We start from the raw sequence: 23,105 nt of genomic DNA on the forward strand, positions 1-23,105 counted from the left end.
GATGCAATAAAGAGTTTTATAGATGGTAGTCAAGGCGTAGGAGAAGCCTTTGTTCCAACAGGGCAGTATTCAACAATTGTCATTTTTATTGATGGCCCTGGCACTACGGCGGGTACATTTTATATAGATGATATTACGCAAACGGGTCCAGCTTTTAAGTTGCCAATTTCATTTGACCAAGCTGGTGTTGGGTACGATATGACAATGTTTAACGGTGCATCATATGAAGTTGTGGCTAACCCAGATGCAACAGGAGCTAATGCTGTGGTTTCCAATGTGGCCGCTGTTACAAATTCCGGAAATCAGTATGAAGGCGGTTTCTTTACTCTAGATGAAGCGGTAGATTTTAGTGGTACGGCAAAAACAATTTCTATGAAATTTTGGTCAACCGTGATAGTTCCGGTTGTAATTAAACTTGAAGGTGGAGTCAATGGTGAGCGTCAAACAGAGGTTATTGCGTCACATAATGGAACAGGTTGGGAAACATTGATTTTTGATTTTGGAAATGATGCCGTAAAAAGTTTCATTGATGGTAGTCAAGGTGTAGGTGAAGCCTTCGTGCCAGATGGCCAGTATGGCACTATAACAATGTTTGTAGACGGCCCCGGCACAACTGCAGGTACATTTTATATCGATGATATAACCCAACAATAAAACTTCTTAAGATGAACAGAGTTATAAAAAGGTTTAATATTTTGATATTTCTTTCCATGATGCTTATATCATGCCAAGAAGAGGAACCCACATTGGATACGATTTTAGTGCCAACAAATTTAGTTATTAGTGCAATTGTTGAAGGAGATCAGTCCGGTAATATATCGGTAACTCCAAGTGCTGATAATGCACTTAATTTTCATGTAATTTTTACTCCAGGGGCAGATCCAGTAGTAATTAATGCAGGCCAAACTACTGTATTTCGCTTTACGAGGTCTGGACAGTACAGCGCACCTATAACCCTTGTTGCGTTTGGTAATGGTGGTGTAAGTTCAAGCGTTACAGAAATGATAGACTTGGATGTTAGATTGTTTTTGGATGATGCAACTAAACAGCTGATTGCTGGTGACGGAACTAAAAGATGGGTTTGGGATAGCACAGTAGCAGGCCATTTTGGAGTTGGACCTTTGACCAATAATTTTCCAGAATTTTTTAGTGCAGGTCCTAATTCTTTAAACCCTTGTGTGTATGATGATGTCTTAGTATTTAGTTATGATGACCAAGATAATTATACATATCAACTAGAACCTGGTGCTGATAACTTGAGTTTTATCAATTGGACTGATGTGAATCTATTTTTTCCAAATGCAACACCACAGCAGTTTGTAGATGAATGTAGAGACATTACATCACAAGCAGACTTTACTAGTGCTTTTGTTGTTTTGGATAATGCAGATGGTAGTAGGGTTTTAGACGTGGGAACAAGCTTTTTAAGTTATTGGGCGGTTATTCCAGGGCAATATGAAATTATTGAGTTAGCAGAAAATAGGTTAGCAGTTAGAGGTACTAGTGCTCCTTTTAATGGCGATGGACCACTATATTGGTATAGTGTTTTTGTTCCTGAAGATTTGGTTTCCGAGGAGGAATCTGTATTTGACACCTTGGTATGGTCAGATGAATTTGATGTTGATGGAGCACCAAATACCGCAAATTGGGGGTATGACCTCGGTGCTGGTGGTTGGGGTAATAACGAACTTCAAACGTATACTAATGATGCTGAAAATGTAATCGTAGAAGGCGGCTTTCTTAAAATTTCTGCTAAGGATGATGGTGCTAATGGGTATACATCAGCTAGACTTAAATCAGAAAATTTACAGGAATTTACGTTTGGAAGAGTAGAAATAAGGGCTAAACTACCGGTAGGACAGGGCACATGGCCCGCTTTATGGATGTTAGGAGCAAATTTTGATACGGTAGGATGGCCCTCTTGTGGAGAAATCGATGTTATGGAACAAACTGGTCAGGACAAAAGTAGAACGTCTGCAGCCATACATTTTCCGGGTAATTCTGCCGGAAATGCGCCAACGAACGATACTGAAAATACTGCGGCCACAACAGAGTTTCACAATTATATCCTTGAATGGACATCGGATGAAATAAAAATATCAGTTGACGATGAAGCTTTCTTTACTTTTCAAAATACGGACACGATACCTTTTAATAGCGATTTCTTTTTTATTATGAACATTGCGATGGGAGGTACTTTAGGCGGTGCTATAGATCCAGCGTTTTTAGAATCTACTATGGAAGTTGATTATATCAGAATGTATCAGTAAAATTATTGTTAAGTTTTTAGTTTTAGACTTTCAAGACCAGTATGATTTTTACTGGTCTTTTTTATATTTGTTAATTAGTTTCTTTTAAATTAACTTCCAAGATAACCAAACCAACTAAATATGAAATCTTCTGACACTGCCGTTCAAATGAACAAATCTTACACTGTTTTAATCAGTTTAATTGTTGCACTAGGAGGGTTTTTATTAGGGTTTGATAGTGCAGTTATTTCTGGAGCTATCAAAGGGATAACGCTCTATTTTGAGATGACAGATGCCATGCTTGGCTTCGCTGTTGGTTGCGTTGTTTTTGGAGCCATGGCAGGTAATCTAATTGCAGGCCCGCTTGCAGATAAATTTGGAAGAAAGAAAGTGCTAATAGCAGTTGCTGCACTTTTTACTCTCTCGGCAACATGGTCAGCATTGGCTACGGGGTATAATGAATTTATTATTGCCCGAATTATTGGTGGTATTGGAATTGGTGGGGCCATATTGATAGCGCCTATTTACATTGCGGAAATCGCACCGGCAAAATTACGAGGAAGCTTGGTTTCTTTTAACCAACTAAATATTGTTATTGGTATCTCGGTAGCTTATTTTTCGAACTATTTTTTAGTAAACATGGAAGGCGATAGTTGGCGCTGGATGCTCGGTGTTGAGGCGATACCAGCTTTAATTTATTTCCTGACCTTATTTACGGTGCCTAGAAGTCCAAGATGGTTGATACAACGATTGAATAAAGTAGCATTGGCTCGTGTAGTATTAATAAAAATAGGGGGTGAGCAATATGCCGAAACCACAATTATAGAAATTCAAAAAGGAGTTGATAAAAAAGAAGCTAAAGGGAAATTAGCTGATATTTTTCAAAGCAAATATTCCGTTATCATGGTAATTGCTTTAGGTATTGCCTTTTTTCAACAAATTACAGGGATAAATGCAGTATTCTATTACGCACCAACCATTTTTGAACAAGCCGGAGGTAGTACCGATTCTTCTTTTTTGCAAGCAATTGTTGTGGGTTTAACAAACCTGATATTCACACTAGTTGCTATTTGGTTGATAGACCGTTTAGGAAGAAAACCATTATTGATAATAGGGTCTAGTTTTATGACTGTAGCTTTATTAATGGCAGCTTTCGCCTTTAATAAAGCTAGCTATGATTTTAGTAAGGAAGCGCTTGATAAGGTCAGTAGTGTTGAAATTAGAACTGCTTTAGGGGATTTAAACGGACAATCTTTTGAAAGTCAGGGAGCCCTTTTTGAAGTCATTGAAAATAAATTGGATGGAGCGCAATTTCTTGAGTTTAAGCGCAATGAGATTACTAATTTTATACAGATAAATGCTACCTTAGTATTGCTTGCTATTTTATTGTACGTAGCATCTTTTGCCATTTCTTTGGGTCCTGTAATGTGGACACTTATATCCGAAATTTTTCCAACCAAAATTAAGGGAATAGCGATTTCTGTTGTTGGATTTTTTAACTCGCTGGTTAGTTTCTCAGTCACGCAAATATTTCCATGGGAGTTATCTAATTTAGGACCAACAATGACATTTGGTATTTATGCCATATTCTCTTTTTTAGCACTATTGTTTGTTTACAAATTTGTAATTGAAACAAAAGGGAAGTCACTTGAAGAAGTTGAAGAAATGCTTGTTAGAAAATAATCAAAAATTAAGGTATTTGCAACGCTGTTATAACGAAATAAATTCAAAATATTAAATAACCGATTATAGTATTTTAACGATGGATTATATTAAAATAAACAATGAAGGTTTTTATAAAATAGAAAATAGCGACTCCCTTCGCCCCTTCTTTATGAGTATTGTTAGTGATTCTGATCATTGGATGTTCATATCCAGTAACGGCGGATTGACGGCAGGGAGAAAGAACAGTGATTACGCTTTGTTTCCATATTATACAGACGATAAGATTACCGAGGCAGCCGATATTACAGGAAATAAAACTATTTTGGTAATAGAATCTGAAGGAAAAAAAAGAGTCTGGGAACCATTTTCTGACAGATATACTGGTGTTTATCAATGCACTAGAAACCTTTATAAAAGTGAGTATGGCAATAAGGTATTATTCGAGGAAATAAACCACGACTTGGGACTTACGTATCAATGTGAATGGAATTCCAGTATACAATTCGGTTTTATAAAAAAGAGCACACTTATTAACGGAAATACGGAAACTAGAACCGTTATGCTTTTGGATGGTATTCAGAACATAGTACCCTATGGAGTGGAACCCAACCTGCAGCAAGCCTCAAGTAATTTGGTAGATGCGTACAAGAAGAGCGAACTTATAAAGGATTCTGGTTTAGGAATTTTTGCGCTAAGTGCTATAATCGTAGATAAAGCAGAACCTAGTGAAGCGCTAAAGGCGAATGTAGTATGGTCTATTGGTCTATCGGATGCTAAGAAGTTACTATCTTCCTTACAGCTGAATGCATTTAGAAAAACAGGAAGTGTTACGGAAGAACGGGATATTAGGGCAGAGAAAGGCGCTTATTTTTCCGTTTCAGAAATTCAACTTGAGGCTAAGGCTAAAAAAGAGTGGATGTTGATTGCCGATGTTAATCAAGGTCCCGCTGCCGTTGTCGATTTATCTGAACGAATAAAAAACGACAAAAACCTTAAGGAAGCCATACTGGAAGATATTGAGATTGGCACAAAGAATCTATTGAAACTAACAACTGCTGCCGACGGCAAACAAATCACCGCTGATAAAAGAAGAAATACAAGGCACTATGCCAATGTACTTTTTAATATTATGCGTGGGGGTATTTTCGACAATAATTATACTATTGAAAAAGAAGATTTTACGAGCTATTTGCGTAAAGCTAATACGGAAGTGTACACCAAGTATTCAGACGAGCTAGCAACCTTACCACAAAACATTCAACTACCACATCTAAAAAAACTGGCTTGGGATAGCGAAGACAAAAACTTTGGTCGGTTGTGTTTGGAATATTTACCACTGAAGTTCAGTAGAAGGCACGGAGACCCCAGTAGACCTTGGAATAAATTCTCGATTAATACAAGAAACGAAGTAGACGGTTCAAAAGTTTTAGATTACCAAGGTAACTGGAGGGATATTTTTCAGAATTGGGAAGCTTTGGCGTACTCCTATCCGGATTTTATGGAAAATATGATCCATAAGTTTTTGAATGCAACAACCTTTGATGGCTACAATCCTTACAGGGTAACCAAAGACGGGTTTGATTGGGAAAGCATAGAACCAGACGATCCTTGGTCTTTTATTGGCTATTGGGGTGATCATCAAATTATTTATTTATTGAAATTTCTGGAGTTTATAGAAGCCTATTATCCTAAAAAGTTGGAATCCTATTTTAATACCGATTTCTTCGTATATGCTAACGTGCCCTATGTGATAAAGCCCTATGAGGAGTTGTTAAAAAACCCAAAGGATACGATTGATTTTAACGAGGATTTAGATAATGAAATTCGAGAGAGGCGCTGTATACTTGGTGCTGATGCTGCATTATTAGGAACACCCGAAAAAGATATTTATAGGGTTAACTTAATAGAAAAATTATTGGCAACCGTATTGGCAAAGTGTTCTAACCTTATACCTGAGGGCGGTATTTGGATGAATACGCAAAGACCGGAATGGAATGATGCCAACAATGCCTTAGTAGGTAACGGGGTTTCAATGGTTACGCTCTACTACATGCGCCGGTTTTTTACTTTCTTCAAGAAGATATTAGAAAATGCCTCGGTAGAAAAAATGCCGATTTCCATTGAGTTGAATTTGTTCTTTAAGGAAACGGTAAGCATACTGCAAGAGCAAATAGAGTCTTTGGCTACTGATTTATCCAATAAAGACCGTAAAGTGGTTATGGATGGTTTAGGTATGGCAGCTAGTGCTTATAGAACTGTTATATATGATAAGGGTTTTTCAGCACGAAAAGAGGATATTACTAAAAACGAGTTGCTTCGATTTTCTGAGTTAGGGCTGCTGTATATAGATCATTCTATTACCGCAAATAAGCGTAAGGATAATTTGTACCATGCGTATAACTTAATGACGGTAGAGAATAAAGACGAGGTTTCTATTTCCTATTTGAGTGAAATGTTAGAAGGTCAAGTCGCCGTGTTAAGTTCAGGGTTTTTGACTTCTAAAGCGGCTCTTGAGGTATTGGATGCGTTAAAACAAAGTACATTATTCCGGGAAGATCAGTACAGTTATCTTTTATATCCGAACAAGGAGCTACCTCGTTTTACAGAAAGAAATAACATACCTGAGAGTGCTATTTCTTCATCGCTGTTGTTACCACAACTACTAAAGGATGGAAACCTGCAAGTTATCGAAAAGGATGTGGTGGGGACGTATCATTTTAATGGAAGATTTAACAATGCAAAAAGTTTGGAAACGGCCTTGGATAATTTAGGCGCATCGTATTCTGATTTGGTGCAGAAGGAAAAAGGGGAATTGCTTCAAGTTTTTGAAGATGTTTTTAATCATAAATCCTTTACGGGTAGGTCTGGAACCTTTTATGGGTATGAAGGATTAGGTTCTATTTATTGGCATATGGTCTCTAAATTGGCGCTTGCTGTTCAAGAGTGCTGTTTAAAAGCTATTGAAGAGAAGGAAAGCAATGAAACTATTGGCCGTCTTTTGGAGCATTATTATGAGATAAACGCTGGAATAGGGGTACATAAGTCTCCAGAGCTTTATGGGGCGTTTCCAACGGATCCTTATTCCCATACACCAGGAGGTAAAGGAGCGCAACAACCTGGAATGACGGGTCAGGTTAAAGAGGATTTACTCAGCCGTTTTGGGGAACTGGGTATCCATGTTTTCGATGGAGAAATTAAATTTTCACCTGTTCTATTACAAAAGCAAGAATTTCTAAAAAATGATGAAACGTTTGAATATATCGCTATTGATGGATTGACGAAGGAAATATCTTTAAAGAAAAACACCCTATGTTTTACGTATTGTCAAGTTCCTATTACATATCAACTTGCTGATAAAGAAAAAATTGAAGTGATTTTTAATACTGGTGATAGTCAGTTTGTAAATGCATTACAGTTAGGGAAGGAATTTAGTGCTATGTTATTTCAACGGTCTGGGCAGATAGATGCTATTACGGTTTTTATTACGAAATAACGATGTTATCAATTAAATACAATAGTGTGATTAGAATAGTGAAAATGTTTTTTTTAGTAGTGTTGGTAGCTTCCTGTGCAACTAGCTTAACAGATACATCCGTAATTGTAAAAGAAAGAAAAATCTTGGTAAACAAAAGGCCGTATCTAATAAAGGGTATTTGTTATCATCCGGTTCCCATAGGCAGTACTAAAAGAGATTTTTCTGGGTTGACTGAAGATTTGGCTTTGATGAAGGAAGCGGGTATAAATACGATTCGCGTTTATGAACCAATAGATAATAGCGCAGTACTAGATGAAATAAGCGATGCGGGTTTTAAGGTGATCATAGGCTTTGGATACAATCAGGAAGGTGTCTATGATATTCTATCGGGTACGTATAGTGCGTATGTTGAAAAATACAAGAATCACAAAGCGATTTTAATGTGGGAACTTGGGAATGAATATAATTACCATCCTGAACGGTTTGAAAATGATATTAAAAATTGGTATAAAATGATGGATATGGCGGCTATCACTATTCATGAGATTGATAATAATCATCCAGTTACAACAGCTCACGGGGAATTGCCCGATGCATTGGCATTAGCTAGTGCACCCAACATTGATGTATGGGGTATGAATGTTTATCGATGGGATAAACCAAAAGAAATATTTGAACAATGGAAAGCATTGAGTAACAAACCAATGTACTTATCAGAAGCTGGTGGAGATAGTTATATGACCATTACAAAAGCTGGTTATGACAAAGGAGTAAATGAAAAAGCGCAGGCCGCCGCGAATGATGCTGTCTTAGAAAGTGTTTTTAATAATCTAGAAATATGCTCAGGGGTTGCCTTGTTTTCTTTTACCGATGGCTGGTGGAAAGCAGGAAAGCCGTCAACGCAAGATGTAGGAGGCTGGGCACCGAATAGTACAGGCGTCCCATATGATGGGACGCCAAATGAAGAGTATTGGGGTATTGTAGATATACATCGAAAGAAGAAGCAAACGTATACTGTAGTTAAATCTAGATATACCAATATTTCAGAGTAATGGAATATACTTTTGCTACTCATGAGAATTATGAAAAATCGTTTAAAATAAGTTGCTTGTATGTTACTAGCAGTTATGGTTTTTTAATGTAAAAAAACACCAAATCAACACGTAATACAACCATAGTGAAGCAAGAATCAAATATAAGCGCTAAAGACATTTTAGGAAATTCAGATTATTTAGCTATCTCATATGGAGGCTACAGGGAAAAAAAAAGGGAAGTTCAGCCATCAATTGAAGAGTTAAAGGATGATTTGAAAATTCTTTCGGCAATGGGTATTAGAGTGATTAGAACATATAATGTACAGTTACCATTACCACACGCCTCTAATATATTAAGGGCTATTACAGCACTTAAAAATGAAGATTCAAACTTCGAAATGTATGTGATGTTAGGCGCATGGATTGATTGTCTTAATGCATGGACCGATCAACCACCAAATCATGATATAGAGAGCCCTGATAATGCCGCGGAGATTGATAGAGCAGTGACTTTAGCTAATCAGTATCCAGGTATTGTTAAGGTTATAGCTGTCGGTAATGAAGCTATGGTTAAATGGGCTACGAGTTATTATGTGCAACCTAATATTATATTAAAATGGGTCAATCATTTGCAGAATTTAAAAAAGACAAAAAAACTACCCAAAGATTTATGGGTTACTAGCTCTGACGATTTTGCGTCCTGGGGAGGTGGCGAAGACAGCTACCATTGTGAAGATTTAGAAAGTTTAATAAAAGCGGTAGACTATATTTCAATGCATAGCTATCCCTATCATAATACACATTACAATCCTCAATTTTGGGGAATCCCTGAAGTAGAAAATTCACTTTCTGAAATAGAAAAAATTGATAATGCCATGAAACGCGCCATTGAATTTTCAAAAAACCAATTTGATTGTACAGTCAATTATATGAAAAGTGTTGGCGTAAATAAGCCTATTCATATTGGGGAAGCAGGTTGGGCAAGTGTGTCAAATGGTTTTTATGGTCATAATGGCTCGAAAGCAACAGATGAGTATAAGCAAGGCCTGTATTATAAATTGATGCGCAATTGGACGAACGGTGCGGGTATCTCCTGTTTTTATTTTGAAGCTTTTAATGAACAATGGAAGGATGCTCACAATCCTAACGGTTCAGAAAATCATTTTGGATTATTCAAAATAAATGGAGAGGCTAAATTTCCAATTTGGGATTTGGTAGATAAAGGTGTTTTTAAAGGATTGAAAAGAAATGGAAATCTAATAACAAAAACATATGATGGTCATAAAGAGGCATTAATGCCACACGTTTTAGTACCGCCAACCAAAAATTAAAGTTGATTTTACAGATGAGTTTGACAATTTTGGTTTTACGTATGTACTTAAATAGAACTTGATATAAACAATAGTACTCTAGGCAAAGTCATGAAATTAAAAATACACATTTTTGTAATCGTAATTAGTTCAGTTGTTATAGTGTCGTGCAATCAAAACTCAAATGCTAAAAAAGGAATGCAGGAAGAAAATCAAATTACAGCAAAAGAGATTTTAGGCAACGCTGAATATGTAGCAATGTCTTATGGAGGTTACAGACATGCTGATCATACTATTGAGCCAACTTTAGCCGAGCTTAAGGAGGATATGAAGCTTCTTGCCGCTATGGGTGTGAAAATTATTAGAACATATAAAGTTCATAAACCACAAGCTGAAAATGCTTTAAAAGTAATCACTGAACTAAAGAAAGAAGATCCTGATTTTGAGATGTATGTCATGTTAGGCGCATGGATAGACTGTAAAAATGCATTTACGGATCAGGAAAGAGATCATAATGTAGAAAGTGAAGCTAACATTCCACAGATGGAAAAGGCAGTTGCTTTAGCAAACCAGTATCCAGATATCGTTAAGGTAATTGCTGTGGGTAACGAGGCTATGGTAAAATGGGCTGAAACGTATTATGTAGAACCTTGGATAATTTTAAAATGGGTAAACTACTTACAGGACCTAAAAAAGGGAGGGAAACTTTCTAAAGATTTATGGATTACAAGTTCAGATAATTTTGCGTCTTGGGGAGGCGGTGGAGAAGAATACCATGTGGAAGATTTGAATAAATTAATTCATGCTGTTGACTTTATTTCTATGCATACCTATCCTATGCATGATACCCACTATCAACCTGAATTTTGGTTAAAATCAGAGGGACAGGAAGAAATGACAGATCTAGAAAAAATAGATACTGCCATGTTAAGAGCAAAAAAGTATGCTCAGATGCAATTTCAAAATGTACAAAAGTATATGAAAAGTCTTGGCGTAGACAAACCAATTCATATTGGTGAAACTGGATGGGCAAGTTTTTCAACAGGTCATTATGGCCCAGATGGATCTAAAGCAAGCGACGAGTATAAAGAAGCACGCTATTACCAGCACATGCGCGAATGGACTAAGGAAGCAGAAATGTCCTGCTTTTATTTTGAAGGATTTGACGAGCCTTGGAAAGGTGGTGATACTGCAGGTAATTCAGAAAAACATTTTGGCTTAATGACAGTAGATGGCAAAGCCAAATATGCACTTTGGGGTGAAGTAGATAAAGGTGCTTTTAAAGGCTTGTCTAGAAATGGAAACCCTATAACCAAAACCTATGGCGGTGATAAGGATGCATTAATGAAAGACGTACTTGTACCACCCACAGACGACGAAATAAGCACACAGAAGTAGAATTAATAAACTAACTGATGAAAACAGATACTTATTTTTCAATTCTTTTTTTAGCATTTGTAATCATGAGTTGTACTGAAAAACAAGAGCAATTAAACGTAGCGGTGTATGAAACGTCAGCTAGTGGAAATCAACTTACAAAACTAACTGAATTTACTTCTGGGGATGCTAAGGTTCGTATAAAACTATTGCCGAGCGAAAAATATCAAACCATTACTGGTTTTGGTGGTTCATTTACAGCGGCATCAGCACATTTGCTAAAGCAACTAAGTAAAGAAAATAGAGCTACAGTTTTAAACGCTTATTTTGGCGAAGACGGTGCTGAATATTCGTTAACACGAACCCATATGAATTCCTGTGATTTTTCACTGGGCAACTATTCTTACGCTCCTATTGCCGGAGATACAAGCTTAGAGCATTTCTCTATTGATGAAGACCGAGATGATATTATACCCATGATTAAAGAGGCTATGGCCCTATCAAAAGATGGATTCAAAATAATAGCCTCACCTTGGACGGCACCACCATGGATGAAAGACAATAAGGATTGGATGGGCGGAAAGCTTTTACCTAAATACAATGATACTTGGGCGCTATTTTTTTCAAAATATATTAAGGCCTACAAAGCTGAGGGTATTGATATTTGGGGGTTTACCGTTGAGAATGAACCCTTAGGAAACGACAATAACTGGGAAAGCATGCATTTTACCGCAGAAGAAATGACCAGTTTTGTTCAAAACCATCTTGGTCCCAAATTAGAAGCTGATGGACATGATGTAAAGATATTGGGCTACGATCAAAATCGGGAACATTTGTCCGAATGGGTAGATACAATGTACAAAAGCGAAGCTACTTCGAAATACTATGACGGTGCTGCGATACACTGGTATGCCAGCACATATGAGGTTTTCCCTGAGGCATTGCAATACGCACATAATAAGGCACCCAATAAGTATTTAATTCAAACAGAGGCCTGCGTAGATGCTGAAATTCCGAAATGGCAAGATGATGCTTGGTATTGGAGCAAAGAAGCAACGGACTGGGGATGGGACTGGGCACCAGAAAAGGACAAACACCTACATCCGAAATATGCGCCTGTCAATCGGTATGCACGAGATATAATTGGATGCCTGAACAACTGGGTAGATGGTTGGATAGATTGGAATATGGTATTGGATAAACAAGGTGGGCCAAATTGGTTTAAAAACTGGTGTGTGGCGCCAATTATCGTGGATGCTGAAAATGATGAGGTCTATATGACTCCGCTCTATTACACATTGTCTCATTTTAGTAAGTATATTAGGCCGGGAGCAACACGAATAGGTTTTGCACATTCAGACGAAAGACTATTGGTAACAGCAGCCGAAAACCCAGATGGTTCTATTGCGGTGGTTGTTTTTAATGAAGAAGAACAAGCAAAAGATATTAACTTGTCTTTAGGAGAACGTAATGTGACTATTCAAATAAATGGGCAAGCCATTCAAACGATTATTATACCGAATTCGATTTAAGTACAAACCTAAACAACCAAAAAAATATGTCAAACCAACAAGTAACCGTAAGCCAGAAAGTTCCGTTTGGACAAAAAGTAGCCTTCGGTATTGGCATGTTAGCCAACCAAATGTTTCCTGCTTCCTTGGGTATTTTTATGGTGGTGCTGGTACAAGATTTAGGTTTTCCAGGTTGGATGTGGGGCGTAATTTATTTTTTTCCACGCCTCTTTGATTCGTTTACAGACCCTATTATGGGGTATATCTCGGATAATACCAAATCTAAATGGGGACGACGACGACCCTATGTGATTCTTGGAAGTATTGTGCTTTGCGTTTCGTTTATTGCTATGTGGCAACTTTATAAGGATGCTGGTGTTGATTATAATTTCACCTACTTTATGATTTGGTCATTTGTGTTTTACCTAGGGATTACTATTTTTAGTGTGCCTTATGTTGCTATGGGCTATGAGATGAGTAATGATTTTCATGAACGTACGAATATTATGGCAACGGCCCAATGGATTGGACAGTGGGCGTGGGTAATTGCTCCTTGGTTTTGGGTTATTATGTACGACCCAGCGTGGTTTGAATCGGCAGAAGTCGCTACCCGATCGCTTGCTTTGTGGGTTGGGATAATATTTGCAATTTGCGCTATTGTACCGGGCATATTTATTAAGAGTAAATCAACATTAGATGAAGATTATTCCCCCCTCAATTTTAAAAATATAGGCAATAGTTTGAAAGAAATAGGCTCAGGTTTTGTCAGTGCTTTTAAAATGAAACCATTCAGGCAACTATGTATTGCTACCTTCTTAGTGTACAATGCATTTATGACGATTGCATCTTTTTCATTTTTTATCATTGTATACCATCTGTTTGAGGGTAATGCCGGTGCTGCAGGTATATGGCCTACACTTTTTGGATGTTTAGGTGCCCTAGGAACAACCTTTTTTGTGATTCCTATTGTTACAAACATGTCAAAAAAAATGGGTAAAAAGAAAGCTTTTATTGTATCCCAGGGAATATCGATTATAGGGTATATCATGCTATGGTTTCTTTTTGTTCCGGGCAAACCCTATCTATTCATTTTTGCATTACCTTTCTTCTCCTTTGGTATTGGAAGCCTATTTGTATTGATGATGTCCATGACAGCTGATGTTATTGATTTAGATGAGCTTAATACCGGGCTGAGAAGAGAGGGGACTTTTGGAGCCATTTATTGGTTAATGGTAAAATTTGGTTTCGCAATCGCAGGAGGATTGAGTGGTGTTATTATGACTTTTGTAGGGTTCGATTCAGGGGTAACCATTCAACCTGATGGGGCTGTTGATGGATTACGATTGTCTTTCTCTGGAATTCCTATACTAGGAACACTCATTGCTATGTATGTGATGCGTAATTATGATGTTACTGAAGAGCGAGCAGGCGAAATACGTGCAGCATTAGAAAAGAAAAAGCTGCTAAACGAAATTATACCGAATTAATAAGTAGTACACGTAACGATAGCGATATAAATGCAATGTTTGTAAGTGAACTAAAATACAATTATTCTTGTTTTTTTTATGAGGTAGGGTTTTATTTTGCTACCAAATGTAAAGGAGAGGTGCGCACCTGATGGTGCTTACAGGATAGTTATAAAATTTTAAATGAATTCTTAATAAAGCGATATGTCATACAGAGAGGGCCATTATTTCACACTTGCCAAGAACAATTATAGCAGTCATTCTGGAGTAGATTTTAGTATGATTTCTGGAGATGAATTAAAACATTTATGGTTAGAAACAGTTCAAAACGGCATGCATGGTCTTTGCTTTAGTCTGTACGAAGATGGTCAAAAGCCAGGAGATGTAATTACCGAAGAACAGGTGCACAGAAGGATTAGTGTAATTAAACCATATACGAAATGGGTGCGTTCATTTTCTTGTGTTGAAGGGAATGAGCACATTCCTCGTGTTGCTAAAAAAAATGGCCTTAAAACCTTGGTTGGAGCTTGGTTAGGGGATGATTTGGAGATGAACGAAGCGGAAATAGAAGGACTTATAGCCTTGGCAAAAGAAGGATGTGTTGATATTGCTGCCGTAGGTAATGAAGTCTTATATCGAAATGACTTAACTGCGGAGCAGCTATTGGAATATATTACGCGCGTAAAGACAGCTTTGCCAAATATTGAGGTGGGTTATGTAGATGCGTATTATGAATTTTCACAACACCCCAAAATTACGGAAGCCTGTGATGTTATTTTATCAAATTGTTATCCTTACTGGGAGGGGTGTCCTCAAGAATATTCGCTAAGCCACATGCAACAGATGTTTGGCCAAGCAACGGATGCTGCAAAAGGTAAAAAGGTAATTATTACGGAAACGGGATGGCCTAGTCAAGGAAGTAGTTTAAAAGGTGCTGTTTCATCAGAAGAGAATGCTATGAAGTATTTTATAAATACACAAGCTTGGGCTTCCAAAGAGAATATAGAGACCTTCTATTTTTCATCTTTTGATGAATCATGGAAAACCGGAGATGAGGGAGATGTTGGAGCTTATTGGGGTTTATGGGATAAAAATGAAAAACTTAAGTTTTAAGACGTTTAATAGTCAATCAGCATCAGGAGAATATCACTTTGTATTCAGAATTTGCTTGGATTTATGCCTTACATCGCTTTTACTGCTAATGCAGAAATGCCCTAAGTAGAAGGAGTATTAGGTGTGTAATTTTTTTCTGGATTACTCCTTTCTAAAATCTTCATCACTATGGGTATACTTCGGAACTATGGTTTAACCGAAGAACGGACCAACCAAATACGAATTTAATTAGAGCAATGTAAAGAGATTAAATAAGAGCCGTATCAGTTTAAGGTTACGTTTCTTAAGGTGCCACACGATTTAGGTTATAGGTATTGTGCAAAAAAAAGACGTTGATGGTGTTCTATTGTTTCCAATAATCTTATGATTTCTTTTCTTTGGAATTGATTTCATAACGGTAATAGGCTTATTGCCTGTTAGGTAGTGATGTTTAATGCGGTAATTTGTGTCGTATCAAGCCATAAACAAAGGTTCCTGCCATGGCGGCTAAAATAACAATGAGTATCGGGTAAATACCCGCTCCAAGTAAGATAAACATAGGGCCCGGACAAGCACCGGCTAATGCCCAACCTAGTCCAAAAATTGTACCTCCCAAAATGTATCTGGTAAAACTCTTTTCCTTAGAAGGAACTACAATCGCACGACCAGCTATGCTTTTAAGTTTGAATTTTTTGATTAAAAAGATACCGCAAACACTCATGAGTACGGCGGACCCAATAATACCATACATGTGAAAGGATTGAAACTTGAACATCTCATAAATTCGGTACCAGGATACTGCTTCGGATTTCGTGAGTATTATACCAAAAAATATACCGACAAAAAAGAATTTTACAAATTTCATGTTTAAAATAATAAGGGAAGAATAAAATGAGTCATTAGCAGACCACCAATAAAAAATCCAATAACAGCTATTAACGAAGGAAGTTGCAAGTTGCTTAGGCCAGAAATTGCATGGCCAGATGTACATCCGCCGGCATACCTACTGCCGAATCCAACTAAAAACCCTCCTATCAACAATATACTCATACCTTTTAGGCTCAAAACAGCTTCCCAACCGTAGATTTCATTAGGTAATAATGTATCACCAACCTGGGTAAAGTTCATCAAAGCAAGGTCGGAAATCGTTTCGGGGTTTAGTTTAATAGTCGTGCCGTCCGATAGAAAATGGGTTGCAATAAAACCCCCAAGAATAGCGCCTAGCACAATTGTTAGATTCCATCTTTGCGCTTTCCAGTCGAATTTGAAAAAATCCGAATACTTTCCAGCACCTGAAATGGTACAAAGGGTTCTTAGGTTGGAAGACATGCCAAAGGTTGTTCCAAAGTAAAGTAGCAGTAAAAGCACAATTGCTATAAGAGGTCCAGAAACAAACCAAGGCCAAGGCTTTAAAAGAAAATCCATTAAGAATTTTTTTAGAATTTTTTAAATTTAGTATAGCAGCACAGTTTACCCTATGTCAAAGATTCACTATAACAGAATTTCTAACAAAAATAAAACCCTCTCAAGGAAGGGTTCTTATCTTATACGTCAGTTGCAAAATAGGGATAAAACTATTTTGGTAAATGTGCGTTCATTATATATTTATACTAATGGAACTCCGTTCAACCGTTTTTCAATTTTCTTCTTCTTTTCTGTAACGCGTTTCATCACGTCCATTAAATTAGAATCTTTTGTCTCTTTATAAATTTCGTTGATACTTAAAATCAATTTTTTAGCCTCCCTAGAAGCCTCAACCCTATCACTAGTTGACATGTTGCTCATTTTTCGTCCTACGAACTCGTCTGCGTGTTCAAGTAAATCCATTACGTCTTTTTTTCAAAGTTAACATAAAATTCAAATTACGCAATTCTTTGTCAATTGTGTACGGTAATGGTATAATTAGATTACTGTATTTGTGAACAATTTAACGTTCTATTGGGGTTAAGGCGGGTTACATATGTAAAATGAGATGTGTGTAGAGCGTAAACAGTATTCTAGTTTTTAATGTTGAACTTTTATAGTTGTTTTATTGGATTTGGTTGGTGGTATTAGGATTGTTGTGAAGAATAAGGTATTTGTTTCTGAGTACTTATCAACCATAGCAGATTTTGATACGATAGTAAAAAGCCCCATTTGAAATCTCCTAGTCGTAAGGCTTGTTTTAAATTTTAGTTTTGTGTGATTTGCTATCTCGTTTGTTCCTCTTGTAGTTGTTCATTGTGGCCAATTTATATTTACGTTCTTGGAACAAACTGGTCAGATTCCATGTTCGAAGTTGAAAATATTTAAAGTGAAGACTATAGAGGTCTCGTTTATAGGAACCCCTGGTGGAGTGAAATTAAAACGGGATTAAAACTTAACTCGACCAACTAAGTTTAGTGTAAAACCGAACGATAATCTTGTTGTTTTACATGTTTTCTAGTGTTCTATATTTTACTATAAGCAAAGTGTATTCCTGTTTATTCGTTTTTCGTTAATGTGAACAATTCAAATACTATTATAAATTTTACTATTCTATATTATCTCGATTTTAGTTGAAACTAGAAAGTATAACCCTAATTAATACAAGCGGTTCTGCTTCAATTTAGGAAACCGATTCTTATTTTTGAAGAAAACAAATTCTCTTATGCGGCTTAAAATCATATTTATTGCGCTACTAGTATGCTTATCTAATTTTCTTGTTGCGCAACAGGTTGATTTTTCAGCTTTAAAAAACCTAAAGATTAGAAACGTTGGTCCCGCTAATATGAGTGGCCGTATTACAACAATCGATGTGGTTACGACTAATCCAAAAATTATATTCGTGGGGGCCGCATCTGGTGGGGTTTGGAAATCCGAGAATGGAGGTTCCGCATGGACACCGGTATTTGATGAACAACCTACCCAGAATATTGGTGCTTTGGTTATTCAGCAAAGTGATCCAAACGTTATTTGGGTGGGGACTGGGGAAGGAAACCCAAGGAACTCCATGAATTTAGGAATGGGTATTTTTAAAAGTGTGGATGGTGGCCGCACTTGGAAGCATATGGGATTGGAAGCTACTAAAACCATCCATAGAATTAGTATAAATCCATTAAATCCAGATACTATTTATGTAGGTGCCATGGGAGACCCGTTTACTGCCAATGAGCATCGAGGTCTATACAAGTCAACAGATGGAGGATTGCATTGGAAGAAAATCCTATATTCCAATGAGCGATCGGGGATTGCAGATTTGGTGATGCACCCAAGCAATCCTAAGAGGCTTTTTGCAGCGCTATATGAGCATGAGCGCACACCCTATTATTTTACCTCAGGGGGCGAAGGTTCAGGACTCCATATATCAAATGATGCGGGAGAGAATTGGAAAGAACTAGGGGTGAAGGAAGGTCTTCCGTCCGGTAATTTGGGTAGAATAGGTTTTGCTATAGCGCCTTCCGAACCTAGTAGAATCTATGCAAAAATAGAAGCAAAGAAGAACGCCATATATCGCAGTGACGACGGGGGTGCTAATTGGAAAGTGATAAACGATAATCCCAAGTTTGCAAATAACAGACCTTTCTATTTTCAAGACCTCGCCGTAGATTCAGAAGATGCGGATAGGCTTTATAATGTCTATCAGCCCTTGTCGGTCAGTTATGACGGCGGTACTACATTTGACACTATTCCAATGATTCCTGCTGATGAAACAAAGGGAATTCATGCCGATTTTCATGCGTTTTGGGTAAACCCCAAAGACGCAGAACATTTTATCATAGGGGGCGATGGCGGCTTAGGTATTACTTATGATCATGGCAAAAGTTGGTATTTTCCGGAGACCATTCCTGTGGCGCAGTTTTACCATGTGGGGGTAGATAATGATAGGCCTTACAATGTGTATGGCGGTATGCAGGATAACGGTAACTGGTCTGGCCCTGCATATACTTGGAAAAGGGGTGGTATACGCACCTTGTATTGGCAATATTTGGTAGGTGGTGATGGATTTGACATTTCTCCAGATTTAGATAATTCCCGCTATGGGTATGGCTCATCTCAAAATGGTAATTTGTATCGGTATGACAAAGTAACGGGATATTATGTGAATATTATTCCACCAGCTCCCGATGTAACAACGTCCTTACGCTTTAATTGGAATGCAGGTTTTGCTAGAAATCCCTTTGATGCCAATTCGGCTTATTATGGTTCGCAATTTGTGCATTTGACTGGGGATAAGGGGGCGTCTTGGAAGATTATTTCTCCTGATTTGACCACCAACAATCCGGAACATCAAAAGACAGATTACGGGGGCCTTACCCTAGACGTTTCTGGCGCGGAACGTTATAACTCTATTTTAACTATTGCCCCAAGTCCTATCGATAAAAAAGTGATTTGGGCAGGTACCGATGATGGTCAAGTACAGGTAACTATGGATGGTGGTGCGACTTGGAAAAACCGTACTAGAAACGTTAAAGGCATGCCTAAAGAAGCTTGGATAGCTCAAATTGAAGCTTCAAGGTATAGTGTGGGAACTGCTTGGATGGTGGTTAACAATTACAGGAAGGGTGATTATGAAACCTATCTTTTTAAAACCGATGATTTTGGCACAAGTTGGAAACGATTGGCCTATGGAGATACGGTAAAGGGATACGCGCTAAGCGTAATACAGGACCCGGTGGAACGCAATTTGGTGTTTTTGGGAACGGAAAATGGACTATGGGTCAGTATGGATACAGGAAACTCATGGGCCCAGTTTAAAAATGGTTTTCCTTCTGTTTCTACAATGGATTTAAAGATTCAGGAGCCGGAATCTGCCCTAATTGTGGGGACATTTGGTAGGGCTATTTGGGTGATGGATGATTTATTATCCTTACGGAAAATTGCAAGTAATCAATTGAAGCACGGCATAACGGCCTTGCCTATGAACGATGCCGTACAAGTAAAAGGATTGTTTATTAATCCGCCCGGAAATATATGGACAGGCTTTCATACGACCTTTGAAGGTGAAAATAAAGTCTTCCAAAAAACCGAGATTCCCTTCTATATATCTGAAGAACCAGTTAAAAAAACAAGGGTCAAAGCGGAAGTATATGATCATCTAAACAGGTTAATTAATACCATAGAAGCCAAGGAATTAAGCAAAGGTCTTAATTATATGATTTGGAAACTAGACGAGGCTTCCGCTTCTTTTCCGGGTGCACGGCAAGATGATTTTTCTAGGGATATTCCGGTGATACCAGGAGATTATACCATTGTATTGCAGTATGGTTCGTTTACCGATACCACAAGCATTAAGGTGATTCCGGATCCAAGATTTGACCTGGAACCCAAGGTAGACAAAGCCTTGTACATATTTAGAAAAGAAGTGGATAGTCAGGTTGCCCTATTGTCCAAGCATTTAAGGGCGCTAGATTTGAAAAAGAAAAGCCTAGAAAAACTATTCGAACAAGTAAAAGAGCATAAAGGGGAATCAAAGGAGACATTGGTTTCAAAAATTAATCATATGAAGGCCGCCTTAGATCAGCTTCGTTCTAAAGGGCAGATTCCAAAACCAAAAAGGCAATTAGGTGCGTGGCAGTCTTTTGAAACATCGCCATTTTCAAAAGTTCAGGAGGCCTTACGTATAGCGGCTGCACAAACTACAATGCCTTCCCATCAACATAGGGAAACCCTAGAACAAGCTACCGTGCTCATTTCGGATTTTTCCACAGCGGTAACGGATTTTATGAAAACGGATTGGGTATCCTTTGCGACTTTGATTGAAAATAGTGCGCTAATAGTGGAATAGGTCAAATTGAAAAATACGTTGATCTATTGTATCCTGACGTTCCTATTTTTTTAGACGATCTAACATCATCTCCATTAAGACATTCGCACTAATCCGTCCTTTTTCCTTTATAAACGGGCGAGGAGTATTATCTCCAATTTCAAAAACTAAAGCTTCTGCACCGTAAGCTGCAAAAAAATAGTTTCGGGAAACGGTGGTAGGTTGTATTTTATCATTTGATTTAATATTAGGGTCATAGCCGTCAATTCGCTTTTTGATAGCATCAAGCCAATCGTAAACAAGGTTTGGCATATTCCCTTTTAATTTAGGGTCAACCGTATAATAGATATCGTCCCAAGTAGAATGAAAATCAATACCAAAATAGAATTTACCTTGAGTTTCATTAATTTTATTTTGCATGAATTCTTTTACTGCCTGTGTCTCTGGTTGGTTAAAATTTGCCCAATCCCTGTTCAAATCTATGCCACCGGCATTATGACGCCAATGGCCATTGTCCACGCCATCTGGGTTCATGAGAGGAATCACATACGTGGTGAATTTTTTTCTGAATTTTCGGGCTAATTTGGAGTCGGAACTGAGGTTCTCAACAAAAGCTTTCATCGCAAGATATCCAGTAACCTCGGGCGGATGTTGCCTTGAAATAACAATGAGCATATTCTTGGATTCTGGGTCGCCTACCGTTAATAAATTCAAATCCCTGCCTTGTTCACTTTTTCCGATACTTCTGGTTTGCACAAAAGGTTTTTGGGACAAACTATCTGCCCATGTAAAAACGCGGCTAGAGGTCTCCAATTCCTGACCAGAAACCCAAAGGGTGTCTGGTCCAATCTCCAATCTTATTTTTACATATAGGGGAAGGGCGCCAGGTCCAAAATCAGCATCTCCTTTTTCATATTCGGTGTAGTTAATGGAATCTAGCGATGACCAATGTACGCCGTCACTGCTTAGCTTGGGGTAATAGCGGTGCTTTACCGTTTCTTGATAGGTCAACACTACATTTATTGATTTCTTTTCAGTAGCCCATACCTTAAAAGCATACCATGGACTTATATTTATGGGTGTATTTTCTGAAGTAATTAAAGCAGTATACGTGCTGTCGTTACGTTTAACTATTCCGTTAAGCCTAGCACCCACAAAGTCATTTGAAAATACTATATCTGAATCCTTAAAAGTAGATGTACCTTTCCATTGTGTTTGTATCGGTTTTGATTCGGTATTTATTATTTTAATTGGGGGTTGTCCTTGGAATTTTGGTGTCTGGGCTTTGACTTGAAGCGTTACGAAAACACTAATAATTAAGAATATATTTTTCATTTTCAGAAAATTTTATTTATGTAAATATGTATTGTACGCTTTACTTTCTGGAAAAGGGTTAGGCTTACTAATGTCATCCTTTTGCGCTTATGTCTGCAGCGAATATAGGAAAGAATGTCGTTTTGTTGAAGCCACCAATACATAAATTTTATAGGCCATAGAGATACTAGATGCGCGGTAGTATTGAACGCGGTAGTATTTCTTATGCTGAATAAGTTCAGAGTAAGGAATTAAGAAATACATAGGATAAAGAAAGTCATACCTATTGTATGCCTAAGTACTTATAGAAATCTGTAGCTTTTGAAGTTCAGAACAACTAAAAGGTTGGGAAAACAGTGAAGATTTTTAGTTTTATGCGACCTTGATATTGCAAGTATCACGGCTTTGGGAATAAAATTCACCTTAATTGGCCGATAGTTAATATATGGAGTTGCTGCCCTAGGTAATCTAGGAGGTAACCATAGCATCTCACTTCTAAAACGCAACTAAAAAAGGCTATGAAGCAGATGTACTATGCTGAAACAAAGAATGTCCCACAGCCCTTTTTAAAACAATGATGCATGTATCAGTAAAGAATATAAAGCTATATAGTTGTTGTAGATAGTAAATCTTGCTCATGGAAAACCAATAGATGTAAGGCTTCAAATAAAAATTAGTATCATTCTTTTAGTAAAAAAATATAAATAAATAGCTTCTTTGGTTTTATACTACAGGGAATGACATAAAACGCGGCGGATTGGATATGAGTTATCTAGATTTCCATTTGTTAGGAGGTGATGGAAGCCAAGAGGTGACGACCGGTAATACAGCATAAAGTGAACTTTTTAGAAGAATTACGCTGCCCCAAAATAATATTAAATTCATAC

Annotated in this window: 15 protein-coding genes; 11 read left to right on the forward strand and 4 right to left on the reverse strand. The window is 37.6% G+C overall.

Annotated features, from left to right (window positions below; genetic code table 11):
• The 10 genes from Q360_RS0118965 to Q360_RS0119010 all read left to right on the forward strand — a co-directional run.
• The coding region (locus Q360_RS0118965) for a hypothetical protein (protein WP_027078489.1) at window positions 1-654 on the forward strand (654 nt) is incomplete at its 5' end.
• Between the two features lie 11 nt (window positions 655-665).
• Window positions 666-2,270: a glycoside hydrolase family 16 protein gene (locus Q360_RS0118970; protein ID WP_036196315.1), complete on the forward strand. Its 1,605-nt coding sequence runs from the start codon at window positions 666-668 to the stop codon at window positions 2,268-2,270.
• A gap of 120 nt (window positions 2,271-2,390) precedes the next feature.
• Window positions 2,391-3,932 (forward strand): sugar porter family MFS transporter, encoded by a 1,542-nt coding sequence (locus tag Q360_RS0118975; RefSeq protein ID WP_027078491.1) that lies wholly within the window; start codon window positions 2,391-2,393, stop codon window positions 3,930-3,932.
• Between the two features lie 79 nt (window positions 3,933-4,011).
• Window positions 4,012-7,407, forward strand: a complete 3,396-nt coding sequence (locus Q360_RS0118980) for a hypothetical protein (protein WP_051554804.1) — start codon at window positions 4,012-4,014, stop codon at window positions 7,405-7,407.
• Window positions 7,408-7,451: 44 nt separating this feature from the next.
• On the forward strand, window positions 7,452-8,441 hold the full coding sequence (locus Q360_RS0118985; RefSeq protein WP_036196396.1) for a glycoside hydrolase family 2 TIM barrel-domain containing protein: 990 nt from the start codon (window positions 7,452-7,454) through the stop codon (window positions 8,439-8,441).
• Window positions 8,442-8,566: 125 nt separating this feature from the next.
• A complete protein-coding gene (locus tag Q360_RS23935) occupies window positions 8,567-9,754 on the forward strand; it encodes a glycoside hydrolase family 17 protein (RefSeq protein ID WP_036196317.1) in 1,188 nt (395 codons plus the stop codon).
• Between the two features lie 90 nt (window positions 9,755-9,844).
• Window positions 9,845-11,131, forward strand: a complete 1,287-nt coding sequence (locus Q360_RS0118995; protein WP_027078494.1) for a glycosyl hydrolase family 17 protein — start codon at window positions 9,845-9,847, stop codon at window positions 11,129-11,131.
• Between the two features lie 17 nt (window positions 11,132-11,148).
• Window positions 11,149-12,642: a glycoside hydrolase family 30 protein gene (locus Q360_RS0119000; protein ID WP_027078495.1), complete on the forward strand. Its 1,494-nt coding sequence runs from the start codon at window positions 11,149-11,151 to the stop codon at window positions 12,640-12,642.
• Window positions 12,643-12,668: 26 nt separating this feature from the next.
• On the forward strand, window positions 12,669-14,108 hold the full coding sequence (locus Q360_RS0119005; protein ID WP_027078496.1) for an MFS transporter: 1,440 nt from the start codon (window positions 12,669-12,671) through the stop codon (window positions 14,106-14,108).
• A gap of 183 nt (window positions 14,109-14,291) precedes the next feature.
• The gene (locus Q360_RS0119010; RefSeq protein ID WP_027078497.1) at window positions 14,292-15,200 is read left to right on the forward strand and encodes a glycoside hydrolase family 17 protein; all 909 of its coding nucleotides are present in this window, start codon (window positions 14,292-14,294) and stop codon (window positions 15,198-15,200) included.
• A gap of 430 nt (window positions 15,201-15,630) precedes the next feature.
• Here Q360_RS0119010 and Q360_RS0119015 read toward each other — a convergent pair whose 3' ends face one another.
• From Q360_RS0119015 to Q360_RS0119025, 3 genes are all read right to left on the reverse strand, one after another.
• Window positions 15,631-16,044, reverse strand: a complete 414-nt coding sequence (locus Q360_RS0119015; RefSeq protein WP_027078498.1) for a DUF6691 family protein — start codon at window positions 16,042-16,044, stop codon at window positions 15,631-15,633.
• Between the two features lie 2 nt (window positions 16,045-16,046).
• The gene (locus tag Q360_RS0119020) at window positions 16,047-16,604 is read right to left on the reverse strand and encodes a YeeE/YedE family protein (protein ID WP_027078499.1); all 558 of its coding nucleotides are present in this window, start codon (window positions 16,602-16,604) and stop codon (window positions 16,047-16,049) included.
• Between the two features lie 180 nt (window positions 16,605-16,784).
• Window positions 16,785-17,006, reverse strand: a complete 222-nt coding sequence (locus Q360_RS0119025; protein WP_027078500.1) for a hypothetical protein — start codon at window positions 17,004-17,006, stop codon at window positions 16,785-16,787.
• 802 nt (window positions 17,007-17,808) lie between these two features.
• Here Q360_RS0119025 and Q360_RS23940 point away from each other — a divergent pair.
• Entirely contained in the window at window positions 17,809-20,925 is a 3,117-nt protein-coding gene (locus Q360_RS23940) for a WD40/YVTN/BNR-like repeat-containing protein (protein ID WP_036196320.1), read from the forward strand.
• A gap of 42 nt (window positions 20,926-20,967) precedes the next feature.
• Here Q360_RS23940 and Q360_RS0119035 read toward each other — a convergent pair whose 3' ends face one another.
• Window positions 20,968-22,239 carry a M14 family metallopeptidase gene (locus Q360_RS0119035; protein WP_051554806.1) on the reverse strand — a complete coding sequence of 424 codons (1,272 nt, stop codon included), beginning with the start codon at window positions 22,237-22,239 and terminating at the stop codon, window positions 20,968-20,970.
• Between the last annotated feature and the right edge of the window lie 866 nt (window positions 22,240-23,105).

The sequence above is a fragment of the Maribacter antarcticus DSM 21422 genome (genome assembly GCF_000621125.1).
GTDB classification, from domain to species: Bacteria; Bacteroidota; Bacteroidia; order Flavobacteriales; family Flavobacteriaceae; genus Maribacter; species Maribacter antarcticus.